Source organism: Flavobacterium pallidum (assembly GCF_003097535.1).
Classification (GTDB): Bacteria; Bacteroidota; Bacteroidia; order Flavobacteriales; family Flavobacteriaceae; genus Flavobacterium; species Flavobacterium pallidum.
The window spans coordinates 1,624,919-1,639,939 of the sequence record NZ_CP029187.1 but is presented as its reverse complement, the minus strand read 5'-3'; the positions used below and the strand labels follow the sequence as shown (position 1 = coordinate 1,639,939).

The window sequence follows — 15,021 nt, the reverse complement described above, 5'->3', positions numbered from 1 at the left end:
GGCATTAAAATCCTTCAAAAAGCAGCACATTAAATTTTAACAATTGGTGTGGATTTTCCATAATGGAAAAAAACACGGTTTTTGTAGGGATGCAATTTCCCTTTCCCTGAAGGTAATATACATTTTTTTCGAAGTATTATTGTACGTGAAAACCACACCAATTGTTAAATTTTGAAACCCTATTTTCAGTTTTTTCCAGATGATGTTTTAAAAAAAATCCCGCTGTAGCGCGGGATTCCTTAACATATGGATTTGGCTTAAGCCAGCATCGTCACGGGATTTTCAAGATATTGCCTCAACGTTTGCAGGAATTGCGCTCCGGTAGCACCGTCGACAGTCCTGTGATCGCAGGCAAGCGTTACCTTCATCGTATTGCCGACAACAATCTGCCCGCTTCTCACTACCGGCTTCTCGATGATGGCGCCAACAGAAAGTATGGCAGAATTTGGTTGGTTAATGATAGAAGTAAACTCGGTGATTCCAAACATCCCAAGATTGGAAACCGTAAAAGTACTGCCTTCCATTTCAGCTGGCTGTATTTTTTTGTTTTTGGCTTTTCCGGCCAGATCCTTCACGCTCGCGCCAATCTGAGACAGGCTCATCTGGTCGGCGAATTTCAAAACCGGAACCAAAAGTCCATCTTCTACTGCTACAGCCACGCCAATATTGATATGGTGGTTGATGATGGTCGCTTCTTCTTTCCACTGCGAATTCACTTTCGGATGTTTCCTCAGAGCCATGGCACAGGCTTTGATCACCATATCGTTGAATGACACCTTCGTATCGGGGATATTGTTGATAATACCGCGGGATTTCATTGCTTCGTCCATAGAAACCTCGATGGTCAGATAGAAATGTGGCGCTGTAAATGCCGATTCAGCCAGGCGCTTGGCAATTACCTTACGCATCTGTGAATTCTTAATTTCCTCTGAAGAAGTTTCTCCGGCAGGAACAAATGGCCTTACCGGTGTTGCTGCAGATTCAGTCTTAGCCGTCTCAGGAGTGGAAGCCGGTGCCGCTGATGGCGTAAAGTGCTCCACATCGCTTTTGATGATACGCCCGTTTTCACCGGTTCCTTTAATCTGGGAAATGTTGATGCCTTTTTCTTCGGCTATTTTTTTGGCTAATGGAGAAATGAAAATCCTTTTGCCGTCTGATACCGTTTCAACTGTTTCTTTGGTTTCTTCAGATTTTTTTTCATTCGATTGCTTCGCCTGTTCCCTATCACTCGCGTCCGCAGATGACGATGCTGTGGCTTCAACCTGCGCAGCACCACCTTTTTTATAATTTTCGGCAATACCGGTAATGTCAGTTCCTTCCGGCCCGATAATGGCTAGCACACTGTCTACCGGTGCAGATTCTCCTTCATTCACACCGATAAACAATAATGTACCGGCGTTGAAAGATTCAAATTCCATGGTGGCTTTATCCGTTTCAATTTCAGCAAGGATATCGCCTTCGGCTACTTTATCGCCAACTTTTTTAAGCCAGGTTGCTACAGTTCCGTCGGTCATGGTATCGCTCAAACGCGGCATTGTTACAACGACAACACCTTTTGGCAATTCGGATGGAGTAGCTTTTGGAGCCTCCCGCTTGGTTTCAGCCTGTGCAGGTTCAGCTGATTTTTCTTCTGTTTTTGGAGCGTCAGTTTTTGGTGCTTCTTCATTAGGAGCAGCTTTTCCGTTTAACAGATCAGAAATATCCTCACCTTCTTTTCCTATAATGGCCAGGAGCGAATCCACCGCGGCCGATTCTCCTTCCTGGATTCCTATATGGAGTAAAGTTCCTGAATTGAATGATTCGAATTCCATAGTGGCTTTGTCGGTTTCAATTTCAGCAAGGATATCGCCTTCATTGATTTTGTCACCCACTTTCTTAAGCCATGTAGCTACTGTTCCTTCCGTCATCGTGTCGCTCAAACGCGGCATTGTGATTACTGTTGCCATACTCCGAATTATAATTTATGAGGTAAAAAAGGATAGTTTTCCTGTTCGTAAACCACATCATATAATTGTTGCGGTTGCGGAAATTCAGATTCCTCAGCAAAAGTGGCACATTCTTCCACCAAATTTTTCACACGCTCATCGATGGCTTCAATTTCAGCCTCGGTAGCATAATTATTTTCTTTGATCACATCTAAAACCTGTGTAATCGGATCAATTTTTTTGTATTCTTCAACTTCTTCCTTACTTCTGTACAATTGTGCATCAGACATCGAATGTCCTCTGTAGCGGTATGTTTTCAATTCAAGGAAAGTCGGTCCGTCACCACGGCGGGCGCGGTCAATCGCTTCATGCATCGCTTCGGCGACTTTTACAGGATTCATCCCGTCAACCGGTCCGCAAGGCATTTCGTAGCCAAGGCCGAGTTTCCAGATATCGGTGTGGTTGGCAGTCCTTTCTACGGAAGTGCCCATCGCATAACCATTATTTTCAACAATAAAAACGACCGGGAGTTTCCACAGCATCGCCATGTTGAACGCTTCGTGTAAAGATCCCTGGCGCGCGGCACCATCACCAAAATAAGTTAAAGTCACACCATCACGACCGAAATATTTATCTGCGAAAGCGATACCGGCACCTACGGGAATCTGTGCCCCAACGATACCGTGTCCGCCGTAAAAACCATGTTCTTTAGAGAAAATGTGCATCGAACCGCCCATTCCTTTGGAAGTCCCGGTGACTTTTCCAAGCAATTCCGCCATGACTTTTCTTGGATCAACGCCCATACCAATGGGTTGAACGTGGTTCCTGTATGCCGTAATCATCTTGTCTTTGGACAGATCCATGGCGTGCAGGGCACCGGCCAAAACAGCTTCCTGTCCGTTGTATAAGTGAAGAAACCCTCTTACTTTTTGTTGGATATAAAGGGCTGCAAGCTTGTCTTCGAATTTCCTCCAGAACTGCATGTCCTCATACCATTTGAGATAAACGTCTTTTGTAACTTCTTTCATGAGTCTTTTAATTTAATACTCCGGATTCGGTTGAACCGGATTTTTTGCTAAAGTTATTTGAATAAAGGTTTATGACGCAAAAACAGTTTCCTCACACATTCATTTGCGTACCGGATAGCCGGAACGCAAAAATAAGACATTCCGCGTAACCACAGAAATTTAAAAACGTGATTTTTGCTTTTTTAAAGGAAGTTCTTATCGAACATAAACGGCAGTAAATTTTTAAGCGAATCCGATTGATATACTGCTCCGGTTTCTCCCATAAAGTAGATTTCAATTGGGGAATCCTGCTTGAATTCGTACTCTGCAATCGACTGGCGGCAGGCACCACACGGAGGAATGGGGGCAGTTGTCGGATTGTTGTCCGATGCTGCTGAAATCGCCATTTTCAGGATTTTGGCTTCAGGATACACCGCACCGGCCTGGAATACCGCAACCCTTTCAGCACAAAGCCCTGAAGGATAAGCGGCATTTTCCTGATTGGAACCGAGGACAATCTGCCCATTATCGAGCCAAAGCGCGGCACCCACACGGAATTGCGAATACGGAGCGTAAGCCTTCTTCCTGATTTCAACGGCTTTTTGCATTAATGACTGCATGTCAGGCGGCAGTTCTGAAGCGTTTTCAAAAACGGTAAAACTTGTTGTAAAGTCGATTTGTTTCATTTGTTTATAAGGGAAAAAAAATCCAAATCTCATTTTACTGAAATTTGGATCCTTAATTAATTTATAATGATTTTAATATTGATCATAATTGTCTCCGAAATTAAACGTCAGGGAAAATCGTAAGGTGTTCTCCAGCGGGTTTTTCACTTTTGATGCAGAGAATAAATACGATACATCCACTTTCACCACATTGTACTTGAAACCGGCTCCAAGCGAGAAGAACTTCCTGGCACCTTTTTCCGGGCTTTCATTGAAATAACCCAGACGCATGGCAAAAGAGTCCTGGTAAAGGTATTCCGCACCAACCGAATAAGTGAATTCCTTAAGTTCTTCACTGAAACCACCAGGTGCATCACCGAAAGATTTGAACATGCCTTCAACCCATCCTGTGGAGCGGTATTCATCATTGTTTATATTCCTTTCTTCCTGGCTGATGGTTCCGTCACCGTCAATATCTTTCGGGTCCTGTGGCGTTGGTACCAATAGTTTGGCAAATTCCACTCCTACCCCAACTTTATTATAATCGTCAAAAATGAAATCAAATCCGGCACCAAGCCTCATATTGGCAGGCAGGAAATTCGTGCTGACTTCATCGGAATCATAACTGATTTTCGGTCCCATATTCTGTAAATTGAAACCTGCGCGCCATCTTCCGTTAAAGTCACTGTAAGCCTGTTCTTCCGACTGATAATAACCTGCAACATCTACTGCAAACGAACTGGCCGCCGAAGCATCTGTCGTACCATCAGGAATCCTTAGCGAAGAACGGATGTATCTTCCGGCAACGGACATCGAGAATTTCTCACTCAATTGCAGCGCGTAAGAACCGTCAAGGGCAAATTCATTTGGCGAGACAATTACGGGTGTGGCATCAAAACTATCCCTCAATTCAATATCTCCCAGACCAAAATAGCGGAGGCTCCCTGCAAATGCCTGACGTCCTTCATCACCAAAACGGTTAAAATACGTAACCTGACCTAATGAAATGTCGTTTACAAGGTCCGTAAGATAAGGCGTATAGCTAACCGAAAAACCCTGTTTCTCTATAGAAAAGGCGTATTTGGCAGGATTGTATTGCTGGGAATAGGCATCGGGTGAAGTAGCTACTCCCTGATCTGCCATACCTGCTGACCTGGCATCGGCTGCAACTAAAAGGAACGGCACTCCGGTTGTAATGACCCTGTTACCGTCCTGGGCTTTAGTATACTGAGCAGCAAAAATACAAATCAGCAATAACGAAACTTTTCTCATTCTTTCTTTTTCAAAATTTTATTAAACAGACAAATATAGTACTTTCTTATAGGATTACAAGTTTTTCAAACTTTTCGGTTTTCTTGTTGCTCAGCGTCGATTTCACTGTCAGTTTATAGACATACACGCCTTTTCCTATTTTATCACCGAAGTCGTCCTTACCGTCCCACGTGATTTCCCTGGACAGGAACCCATCGGTGGTCACGGTCTGGTTTTTGGTCCAGACCACCTTTCCGGTAATGGTCATGACCTGCACCTGAACCTCAAGTGGTTCGAACGGGCGGTTGTGGGTAAACCAGAACTCGGTGTAATTTACAAAGGGATTTGGATAATTCAACACATTTTTCAACGTAAGGGTTTCATCCCCAACAACAATAAATTGTATCTCAGCGGTAATCGGGTTGTTATAAACGTCCCAGGCAGTGAAGGTGATCGTATGCAGGCCTTTTTCAAGATTACGGAACGGGAAGCGCAGTTTTCCTTTGGAATGGTCATCTGCCACAGCCTCATAATAATCATTCAGGACATAAGGCTTGCTTTCGTCACCGTCCAATATCGCTATGATATCATGGCCGATGCCGCTTGCCGTATTGATTCCGTTTTCATCTTCAAGGAATGCCAGTAAAATGGGCGATTCATTGGTAATGCCGCCGGAAACGAAACTCTCGTCATTCATATATAATTTAACCCTTGGCGCAATCTCATCTGCGACAGGATTGGGATTTATACCACCTACCTTTATCGTGGTATCATATCCGGTCTGGTCGACAAGCTGTCCGGTTTTTTTGGCATAAAAGCTGACGCGCCCATTCCCGAGTGGTACCCTGATGTCGCGTGGCACTACAAAATTGAAGTCGAAATTCCCATTGGTCACGGTGGCGTTTCCGCGGAAAATCGTTTCCCCGAGAATCGTAAAATCCATAATAATGAGCTGTCCGTTGCTGTAGCGCGTCCCGTCATTTCCTAATGTTGACCTTTCAATGGGTTTGTCAAAAATATTCACCGCTAACTCGCCGTTGTAATCCGAAAGGATATTGGCGCCGGTTTCATCGCGCACTTCACCAGAAATCTTGATGGCGCTTAATGCCTTAAAATCGTCTACAACACCAGTAATAGGCTGGTCGTTCACTTTGGTCAGCACAATTTTAGGCTTGGGAATGGCCAGCGTAATGGCAGGATCGCCTATATAAAAGACCATCAATGGATTGCTGCCGGAGCCAGCCTTCGAAATCCTTAAGGCTTCCGCTATCGAAACCAGCGAATTGGAATTAAACCCATATAAGTTGCCCGAGAATGCCTCATTGATATTCTGCCCGGTCGAGATCGTGATCTGCCTGGTGGTAGTTACCAAAGCTATGGCTCCGCCGGCGGGATTCAGGAACATGAACTCTCCGGCAGTCGGACGGAATGGATTGTCGAAACGGGTAAATTCGCAGGTAATTGTTACGAAAAGCGGGTATTTGTATCGGTTTCCGAAATTCTGGATGTCGGTTTTTTCAAGGATGCGTTCATGTGCCAGATTGTCTTCGCCTCCGTGACCGAAATAATTAAAAACCAAAGCGCCCTGTTCAAAAGCACTTACGAAATCCTCCCTTACTTTAGGGTAGCGGTTTCCTCCCGCAGAAGTTTCCTGTTTATAAGAATCCGAGTGGATTTTTTTGACATTGATAAAAGGCTTTTGCGCAAAAATCTGGTCCCCTAGATGATCAATCCCGAACTCTAGACTGTTTTCTCCCAGCTTATCCACATCGTCTGAAATCAGCACAAAATTATTCCGCCAGCGCCCGAAAGATTTAATATCATGATATTCAATTACCTTGTTTACCATTTCTTCGGCTTCAGCAGTATTCTTAACAGGCATGCGGCCTACGGCGATATCAAGACCCCTCGATGTACCTGAAGTCATATCGCCTTCATTGTCATCCATCAGCACAAAGAAATCATCCGAAATATAAGAAGCTGACAATGAGAAACTATATAACGCATGGTAAATCGGAATAAGGTTTGTGTTGTTAGAGATCCTGTCCTTTAAATCAAATGAGGCATCACCGAAAAGATTCAGATATTTCACCCGTTTGGCGGCTGTAGAGGCGTTGTTGTAAACATATTTGACGAAATTCCTGATGGCGCCGATATCCTGTTTCCCCGAAGAGAATTCAGGATAAATGCTTTCCACATCCACAACCTTCACATTCATCCCCTGGAATGAACGGTGGAAGTTTGCCAGTTTTTCGGCAGCACTGTGTAGTGAGGCAGGGGTTATAATGAGGTAATCGATATCCTGGAACTGCCCCTGGGCATTATTAAAGATTGTCCCTTTTAAATCCTGGTTGGCCACCTTGGATTTGGATTCTTTTTTTGGCGAATAATAATCCTGCTTATCAACAGCAATATATTTACGTATTTCTCCTAAATCAGCCTGAAAAGAAAAATTGGCCTGGTTATCGTTTACAACGGCAGTAGTATTATAAATATCCGTAATGTCCCAAACCTGCGCGATGGTTGCCGAATTTGTAAACCGGAATTCGCCCGAGCCATTCATTGTCGCGGCATCATCAACCTGGAAACGGAATTGCTTTCCATAACCCGTCAGGCTGCGTTTGGCTTTAATATTCACATAATCCAAAAACGCTTTGGCGGTAGGCACGCCATTATTATTATAGGTAAACTTCACCGTGACATCTTCCGCGGCAGCCGTAGTTGCCGTAAGTCCCTGGTTGTCTCCCAGGTTATCGAGGACAACAATAGAGGTAAATGGAATGGTGCCGATGGCAGCGCCATTGACATCGACCTGCATATTCGTAGCGGTATTCGCTACGGCTGCTGCTGAAGCAAAGACCTTCATGGTTGAACCGGCTACAATATTAGGAAACTTGAAATCGAAGCTGTACTCGTTATTGACGCTGAAATCCTCTCCGAACCACTTGCGCCCCAAACGCGCTATATTCGTCTGGTCGAGTTCGTGAAACTGGAAATCATCAAAAGCCGTTATTGGCGTAACTGGTCCTGTTGCAGCAGGCATTGCCGAAATCCTTTTCCCGTTGCCGCCCTGGATCGTGACATAATAATAGGACTTATCCGCATAAAGGTTATTGCTGGTCTGATTTTCATCACTCCAGTTATCGACACCTTCCGCATAAAACAATATATAATCCTGGCTATCGAAAATGCCATCAGCTTCACCATCAAAATAAATGGCATTTTCTGCAACATCTGCAGGATAATCGACTGCATTTTTTAAAGGGCACATGCGGCCCCCGTTTCCGTAAATGGCAATTTTTCTTGGATCGATATTGTTAAGTTTCATTCCAAGGCTTTGCAGGAACGATTTTGAAATACGGTACACCCCGGATTTCTCTACATAAAAGCGATACCAGTCTCCCGATGCAAGTACGGAATGCGAAATGCCGTTAAAACCGTCACGGGCCTGAATATTGCTGTTGTTATCCTGACGTATATAATAGGTGAAGGATTTCAATCGCTTCAGATTGCCATTTTCGTTAATTATAGGAGATAAAATCAATGAAGCGCTCAGGACATTACGCGCATTTACATTACTTACCAGGACATTTAAAGAAGACGGGAGGTTTTTTTTGGATATAACACCGAGTTGCGAAGCGGAAATATTTTCATAAACAGCATCGGAAATTTTCACCGAACTTTCATCAACCGGAACCGCAGAAGGCAGGTTTAGCGCCAATGACACAGTTTTATTAATATCATTAAAGCAGAAATTCTCTAACTGGAATTGAGGAAGCATATAATTTGAAACATCAGTCGAAACATTCACATTGTCCTTCCAGTTTAATGTAAATGAACCAGTTATCTGTGCATAAAACGCAAAAGGAAAACACAAAAGAAAAGTCAGTACTGCTTTTTTCATCCAATGATAAACGTTTGGAAAGTATAATTATTACGAACGGTAAAAATATTTATTTTAGGCCGTACAGGGAATAATAATTGAATTAAATTTGCGTTCTTTTCCTGAATCCGGCGCGACAAACCGGTTTTTTGTTATTATTTAAAAAAAGTTGTTGCAATCTAATGGTTAATTATTATATTGCGCCACGAAATTTTTACCTACTTAAAGTATGAAAGTAAACAAAATTATTGCAATTAAACTGATGCTCTCGCTAGCATTGGTATTTGGATTTGCCAGTTGCAGCAAAAGCTCAAGCTCTAAAGGGGGTTCTGCAGCAACCGGATGGAAAATCAACGACAAAAAAGGTGGTTTCCAATTGAATACCAAATACAAAAAACAGGCACCAGCCCCGGGACTTGTTTTGGTTGAAGGTGGTACATTTACCATGGGTAAAGTACAGGATGATGTGATGCACGACTGGAACAACACTCCAAATCAACAACACGTACAGTCATTCTACATGGATGAGACAGAGGTAACCAATGCGATGTATGCTGAGTACCTTTACTGGATAAAAACAGTTTTCCCACCAACAGAGGAAAACTACAAAAACATTTATGAAGGAGCACTTCTTGATACTTTAGTATGGAGAAACAGGTTAGGTTATAACGAAACCATGACCAATAACTACCTTAGGCACCCTGCTTATGCAAACTATCCTGTAGTAGGTGTTAACTGGATCCAGGCTACTGAATTTGCAAAATGGAGAACGGATCGTGTGAACGAAGCCATCCTTGAAAAACAGGGGTACCTTAAAAAAGATGCGAAGATTAATGATGTAAGCGCTGAATCTACTTTTAGCACTGAAACTTATCTTAATGCCCCGACAGAAACTTTCGGCGGTAATTCAGATGTTGTATTAAAAGGAAAGAATGGTAAAGCCAAACCAATCAAGACTAAGGGTTCAAAAGGCCAGCCTGGAACTACAAAAGAACCAACCAATATTTATGCCCAAAGAAGTTCAGGGCTTATCAATCCTGAGTACAGGCTTCCAACTGAAGCAGAGTGGGAATATGCTGCAGCTTCTGATGTAGGAAACAGGGAATACAACAATTACAAAGGACAAAAGAAATATCCTTGGAAAGGCCAATACACACGTTCCGGCAAGAGACAGGTTCGAGGCGATCAATTGGCTAACTTTAAACAAGGAAAAGGAGATTACGGCGGAATTGCAGGATGGTCTGATGACGGTGCTGATATTACAAATGCTGTAAAATCTTATCCGCCAAACGATTTCGGATTGTATGACATGGCCGGAAACGTTGCTGAATGGGTTGCTGATGTCTATCGTCCAATCGTAGATGATGAAGCAAACGACTTCAACTACTACAGGGGTAACGTGTACACCAAAAATAAAATTGGTGAAGATGGTAAAATCGAATTGGTAAAAAGCGATAACATCAAGTATGACACTGTAAGCAACGGCAGGATCATGGCAAGGAATTTCCCAGGCCAGATTGCACAGGTACCGGTTGATGAAAAAGAAACTTACCTGAGACAAAACTTCTCTACAAGCGACAACAGGAACTATCGTGATGGTGACAAACAATCCACAAGATATTTCGATTTTGGTGCTGAGGAAGATGAAGCTACTACCAAAAAAGGTGCTGATGGCAAAAGGATGTATGATTCTCCTATGAACAATGTAAGTACTGACAGTTTAGGAACCATGGTTCGTAAGTTTGACAAATCCAACAAAAGAACTACTTTGGTAAATGATGACTCAAGGGTTTTCAAAGGTGGTTCATGGAGAGACAGGGCTTACTGGCTTGATCCTGCGCAAAGGAGATATTACCCACAAGATCTGGCTACAGATTACATCGGTTTCAGATGTGCCATGTCAAGGGTTGGTCCTAAATCAGACAAAAAGAAAAGAGCGAGAAATTAATTTTCTTCCACAATATTTTAAAGCCCTTATTATAAGGGCTTTATTTTTTTTTAAATTTACGTAATGGACATTCAGGATATTCACCAGCTTTTTTTACAATGCAGTTCCTTATCGATCGACACCCGAAAAATCGAGCACAATTGCTTTTTCGTCGCTATCAAAGGAGAACGTTTCGATGCCAATACATTTGCCGCTGAAGCCCTGGAGAAAGGCGCATTGTACGTACTGATCGACAATAAGGATTATTACATCAATGACAGGACCATCCTCGTTGATGATACGCTATCAGCTTTACAGGAGCTGGCTAAATTCCACAGGCGGTTTCTAGGGATTCCTATAGTGGCATTAACCGGAAGCAACGGCAAGACCACGACAAAGGAATTGATTAATGTCGTGCTTTCAAAAAGATTCAATACCAAAGCCACGGCTGGAAACCTGAACAATCACATCGGCGTGCCTTTGACCATCCTTTCTTTTGATGAAAATACAGAAATGGGCATCGTCGAAATGGGTGCCAACCATCAAAAGGAAATTGCATTTCTTTGTACTATTGCCACTCCGGACTATGGCTACATCACTAATTTCGGGAAAGCGCATTTGGATGGTTTTGGAGGCTTTGAAGGTGTTATAAAAGGCAAAAGCGAGATGTATGATTACCTGCTGTCTAATAAAAAAACGGCTTTTGTAAATCTGGACGACGCATTGCAGGTACAACGCAGCAAAAATATCGCTGCAATCACTTTCGGGATGAACCGGCCTGATGCCTTTTTAAACATTGACAAAACCATCGCCAATCCTTTGGTTAAAATCAATTATAATGCGACTGAGATCCAATCACATCTTATTGGGCTTTATAACGCAAACAATCTTTATGCCGCCATTGCCATCGGGAAATATTTTGGCGTAAGCGATTCAGAAATACGCGAAGCGATTGAAAATTACATTCCGCAAAATAACCGCTCTCAAATCATCATTAAGGAAACCAACGAAATCATCCTTGATGCCTATAACGCCAATCCAAGCAGCATGAAAGTGGCTATCGAAAACTTTATACAGCTTGAGAAACCATCCAAAATAATGTTCCTTGGCGACATGTTCGAATTGGGCTCAGAAAGCCTCAATGAACATAAAAACATAGTTTCACTGCTCGAAGGAAACACGAAAGCAGCCTGTTATTTCATAGGACATGATTTTTATGCCAGCAGGTCCGAACAATCCAACTTCCACTTTTTTGAAACTTTTGAAGCATTGGCGGCAAACAAAAAATTCCGTAAAATACACGACAGCTTAATCCTGATTAAGGGATCACGCGGCATGGCGCTGGAAAGGATCCTGGAATTGCTACCGTCTTAAATACTCATCAGGAATCCAATCAGGTTCTCCTTTTTATTAAGCCCCAGTTTTTTACGGAGCCTGTAACGTGCGAGTTCCACACCGCCGCCGGAAATGTTCATAATTTCGGCGATTTCCTTGGTTGACATATTCATCAGCAGGTAAGTGGAAAGATCCATTTCACGCGGGGAAATCGTCGGATATTTTTCCTTCAGCCTTTTCAGGAAGTCAAAGTGGACGTTCTTAATATGTTTTTCAAGATCTTTCCAGCTTTTATCAGTATTTACTTCTTTAACAATGCTTTTGTTGAGTTTATTGAACTGGAATTTCACTGAGTCATCCAGCGTTTCAGCATCGATATCCTTAAGTTTGTTGATAATGCCGTTGAGTATCTTATTCTTTTTAACCACCTGCAGTGAGTTGTTGACCAATTCCTTGTCTTTGGCAAGGATCCGTATCTGCAGTTTGTCGTTTTTAAGCTTTTCAATTTCTTTCTCAAGGTCATACTGTTCCTGGCGTATTTTGGCTTCGCGCTCCAGATATAATCTGCGCTGCTCAATAGTTTCATAATATTTGTTTTTACGGATTTTCATCCTGATCCTCTGTCTTATGAGGTAAACAGAAACTGCTATGAGCAAAATGTAAAAGATGTATGCCAATGGATGCCTGTAAAAAGGTGGTGCCACAGTAAATGAAAACACTGCCGCTTCAGACTCCACCCCGTAACTGTTCCTGACCCTGACCTTCATACGGTAATCATCTTCATGCAGGTTGGTATATTCCTTCATTGATATGGTAGACCATGGACTCCATTGATCATCAAACCCTTCCAATTGGTAGCTGTACTCAACATGCTCCAGGTTCTCATAGGTCGGTGATGAAAATGTAAACTTTACGTTATTGGTGCTATATGGGACATTGCAACCCTTTTTGCTGATTTTCCCGTTTCCTATGAAAAGCGTATCTCCGGGAAAAGAAAAACTTCGTATGAATGCCTTTGGCCTGGTGATAAAATCAGTTTGTGCGCTAAGGTCATAATGGGCTAGTCCATCTGTGAGTCCAATAAAAATATTATTCTGGTTCACCGTATTTATAGATGGATAATCGCTTACCAGATTTCCGGTAAGATTTGAAAAGGGTGCTATGCTGTTCTTGTAAGTTCCGTCATGCTGTTTCATCAAGGCCCCTATTGATTCATTAAAGGTATACCAAAAATTTCCCTGGCTGTCTTCCACTACATGCCTGAATTTAGGCACATTTGCAAAAATCCGGCTTAATTTCACATCTTCATAAAAGAGCGACTGCTCATAGGAATACTTAAAGAACCGATTCTGGGTTTGAAAATACACTTTGCCGTTGATGCTTTGGATACTTCCGATTCCTTTCAGGGAAGGCACCAGGCTGCTGTATTTTTTTACATTGCTGAATCTACTCAAATCAGGCGAAAGCGTCAACTGATATACGTCACTGTCTTTCTTTAGCCACACCGTCTGTTCGTCAACCTGAAAAGTGCTGGAGGAAGTTTGAATCCCGGATAAAACACATTTGAAGGCCCAGCCGGAAGCTTTTTTTTCGAAAATACCAAATCCGTTATAGTTTGACCCTATTAAAAAATTGGGCCTGCCGGGGATTTTCTTAAAGCCCCAATAGCCGTTCGAATGCATGATTCCCGACAGCCTGCCTTTATCGATAAGCATCGCGCCACGGTTATGACCACAAAACAACTGCCCATCAATCACCTGTACATTCCAAGCTTGCCCCGTCGTACCTTCAACCAAAGTAAACATATCTTCCTTAAAAGGACCACTCAAAGAATGGTAGAACAAACCCCGGTTAGTGGCGACATACAAATATCCGTCATGAAATACTGAAGCATAGACGGTACTCAGTTCGTAACTGAATCCAAAATAGGTAAATGGTGAATTCTCATTAACGAATGTTATGCCATTATCGAGGCCAAGCCACACATTGCTCTTGTTGTCAATGAATGAAGACAGCACAGTATTGTTCTGCATCCCCTTTTTACGATTCAGGTGCTGGATGATATTGCCGGACTTGTCGCAAATGACAATGCCATCCAAAACAGAATTGATGACAATAAATTTATCTTTAATCAATATACAACCCAGTGAGCTATTTTTCAGCACAAAATTATTCGCTTCATTCAGCCAGGGTTTTGATACGCCATTACGGTAAAGAAAAAGCCCTTTGTCCAATGTAGCAATCAGGAATTGCTGATTGTCCAACGCTAACATGCCCCAAACTTCTGTATTGTTAAAAACTCTCGTGCCGGGCAAGGCAACAAGGCTACCATTACGAAATACCATCAGGCCTTTTGACATATCCTGCAGATAAAGTTCATTGTTAACGCTAAATGAAAACTGAAAACGGCTGGGCGCCTCAATAACATGTAGTTTTCCATTCTTAAAAACATAAAGCCGTCCGAACGACTGAAAGAAAACCTGGTCGTTGATTACATGCAGTTTCCAGATAAAATCAATCAGGCTGATTTTTTTCCTGTCAACCAGTCGCGAAACCGAATGGTATATGAGTTTCCCCTTTTGATTTGCAAGAAAATATCCGAATTCATTATAACCGCCTACATAAATTTTCCCATCATTTGCTACTTTAACCGTCCTGATCAGCGATTGGTTAGGAATAGTGTATTTATACCATGAAGTACCGTCGAATTGCAATAGGCCATTATTATTAGCGAAATACAGATTACCATTTTGATCTTCATCGATGCCCCAGTTCTGTGTTCCTCCTTTGTATTCATTTTTCTTGAAATTGCGTAATTCAGGGAGACCGATATTTTTTACCTGTCCGAAGCATTCAAAAAAAACAAAGAGAAGAATTACATAAGGTATCGAACTAAAAACGCGCATATTATAATTAATTTATGATAATAATGTACTAATGATGAGGAGTTAAAAAACTTACAATTAATCAAAATCCGAATCTGACATAAATGTAGTGTTTGTTTTATTAAGTTAACGTTTTCGTAACA

8 protein-coding genes are annotated in these 15,021 nt (G+C 42.3%); 2 read left to right on the top strand and 6 right to left on the bottom strand.

All coding sequences use genetic code 11. The features are described 5' to 3' along the window. Positions 1 to 257: 257 nt before the first annotated feature. From HYN49_RS06545 to porU, 5 genes are all read right to left on the bottom strand, one after another. Positions 258 to 1,946 carry a pyruvate dehydrogenase complex dihydrolipoamide acetyltransferase gene (locus tag HYN49_RS06545; protein ID WP_108903369.1) on the bottom strand — a complete coding sequence of 563 codons (1,689 nt, stop codon included), beginning with the start codon at positions 1,944 to 1,946 and terminating at the stop codon, positions 258 to 260. Between the two features lie 8 nt (positions 1,947 to 1,954). Further along, positions 1,955 to 2,953 carry a pyruvate dehydrogenase (acetyl-transferring) E1 component subunit alpha gene (gene pdhA, locus HYN49_RS06540; protein WP_108370295.1) on the bottom strand — a complete coding sequence of 333 codons (999 nt, stop codon included), beginning with the start codon at positions 2,951 to 2,953 and terminating at the stop codon, positions 1,955 to 1,957. Positions 2,954 to 3,135: 182 nt separating this feature from the next. Continuing rightward, positions 3,136 to 3,618 carry a cytidine deaminase gene (gene cdd, locus HYN49_RS06535; RefSeq protein WP_108903368.1) on the bottom strand — a complete coding sequence of 161 codons (483 nt, stop codon included), beginning with the start codon at positions 3,616 to 3,618 and terminating at the stop codon, positions 3,136 to 3,138. A 72-nt stretch (positions 3,619 to 3,690) separates the two neighbouring features. Continuing rightward, the gene (gene porV, locus HYN49_RS06530; RefSeq protein WP_108903367.1) at positions 3,691 to 4,869 is read right to left on the bottom strand and encodes a type IX secretion system outer membrane channel protein PorV; all 1,179 of its coding nucleotides are present in this window, start codon (positions 4,867 to 4,869) and stop codon (positions 3,691 to 3,693) included. Between the two features lie 46 nt (positions 4,870 to 4,915). Next, positions 4,916 to 8,752, bottom strand: coding sequence for a type IX secretion system sortase PorU (gene porU / locus HYN49_RS06525; protein ID WP_108903366.1), 3,837 nt, complete (start codon positions 8,750 to 8,752; stop codon positions 4,916 to 4,918). 208 nt (positions 8,753 to 8,960) lie between these two features. On the opposite strand from porU, the gene gldJ reads away from it, so the two are divergent. Both gldJ and HYN49_RS06515 read left to right on the top strand, forming a co-directional pair. Further along, a complete protein-coding gene (gldJ, locus tag HYN49_RS06520) occupies positions 8,961 to 10,679 on the top strand; it encodes a gliding motility lipoprotein GldJ (RefSeq protein ID WP_108903365.1) in 1,719 nt (572 codons plus the stop codon). A gap of 63 nt (positions 10,680 to 10,742) precedes the next feature. Beyond that, entirely contained in the window at positions 10,743 to 12,032 is a 1,290-nt protein-coding gene (locus HYN49_RS06515) for a UDP-N-acetylmuramoyl-tripeptide--D-alanyl-D-alanine ligase (protein WP_108903364.1), read from the top strand. Here HYN49_RS06515 and HYN49_RS06510 read toward each other — a convergent pair. Beyond that, positions 12,029 to 14,899 carry a triple tyrosine motif-containing protein gene (locus HYN49_RS06510; RefSeq protein ID WP_108903363.1) on the bottom strand — a complete coding sequence of 957 codons (2,871 nt, stop codon included), beginning with the start codon at positions 14,897 to 14,899 and terminating at the stop codon, positions 12,029 to 12,031. The genes HYN49_RS06515 and HYN49_RS06510 overlap by 4 nt on opposite strands. Positions 14,900 to 15,021 lie beyond the last annotated feature (122 nt).

Coding starts and splice junctions, on each gene's coding strand:
- HYN49_RS06515 (WP_108903364.1), top strand. CDS start 10,743: ATGGACATTCAGGATATTCACCAGCTTTTTTTACAATGCAGTTCCTTA.
- pdhA (WP_108370295.1), bottom strand. CDS start 2,953: ATGAAAGAAGTTACAAAAGACGTTTATCTCAAATGGTATGAGGACATG.
- cdd (WP_108903368.1), bottom strand. CDS start 3,618: ATGAAACAAATCGACTTTACAACAAGTTTTACCGTTTTTGAAAACGCT.
- gldJ (WP_108903365.1), top strand. CDS start 8,961: ATGAAAGTAAACAAAATTATTGCAATTAAACTGATGCTCTCGCTAGCA.
- HYN49_RS06510 (WP_108903363.1), bottom strand. CDS start 14,899: ATGCGCGTTTTTAGTTCGATACCTTATGTAATTCTTCTCTTTGTTTTT.
- porV (WP_108903367.1), bottom strand. CDS start 4,869: ATGAGAAAAGTTTCGTTATTGCTGATTTGTATTTTTGCTGCTCAGTAT.
- HYN49_RS06545 (WP_108903369.1), bottom strand. CDS start 1,946: ATGGCAACAGTAATCACAATGCCGCGTTTGAGCGACACGATGACGGAA.
- porU (WP_108903366.1), bottom strand. CDS start 8,752: ATGAAAAAAGCAGTACTGACTTTTCTTTTGTGTTTTCCTTTTGCGTTT.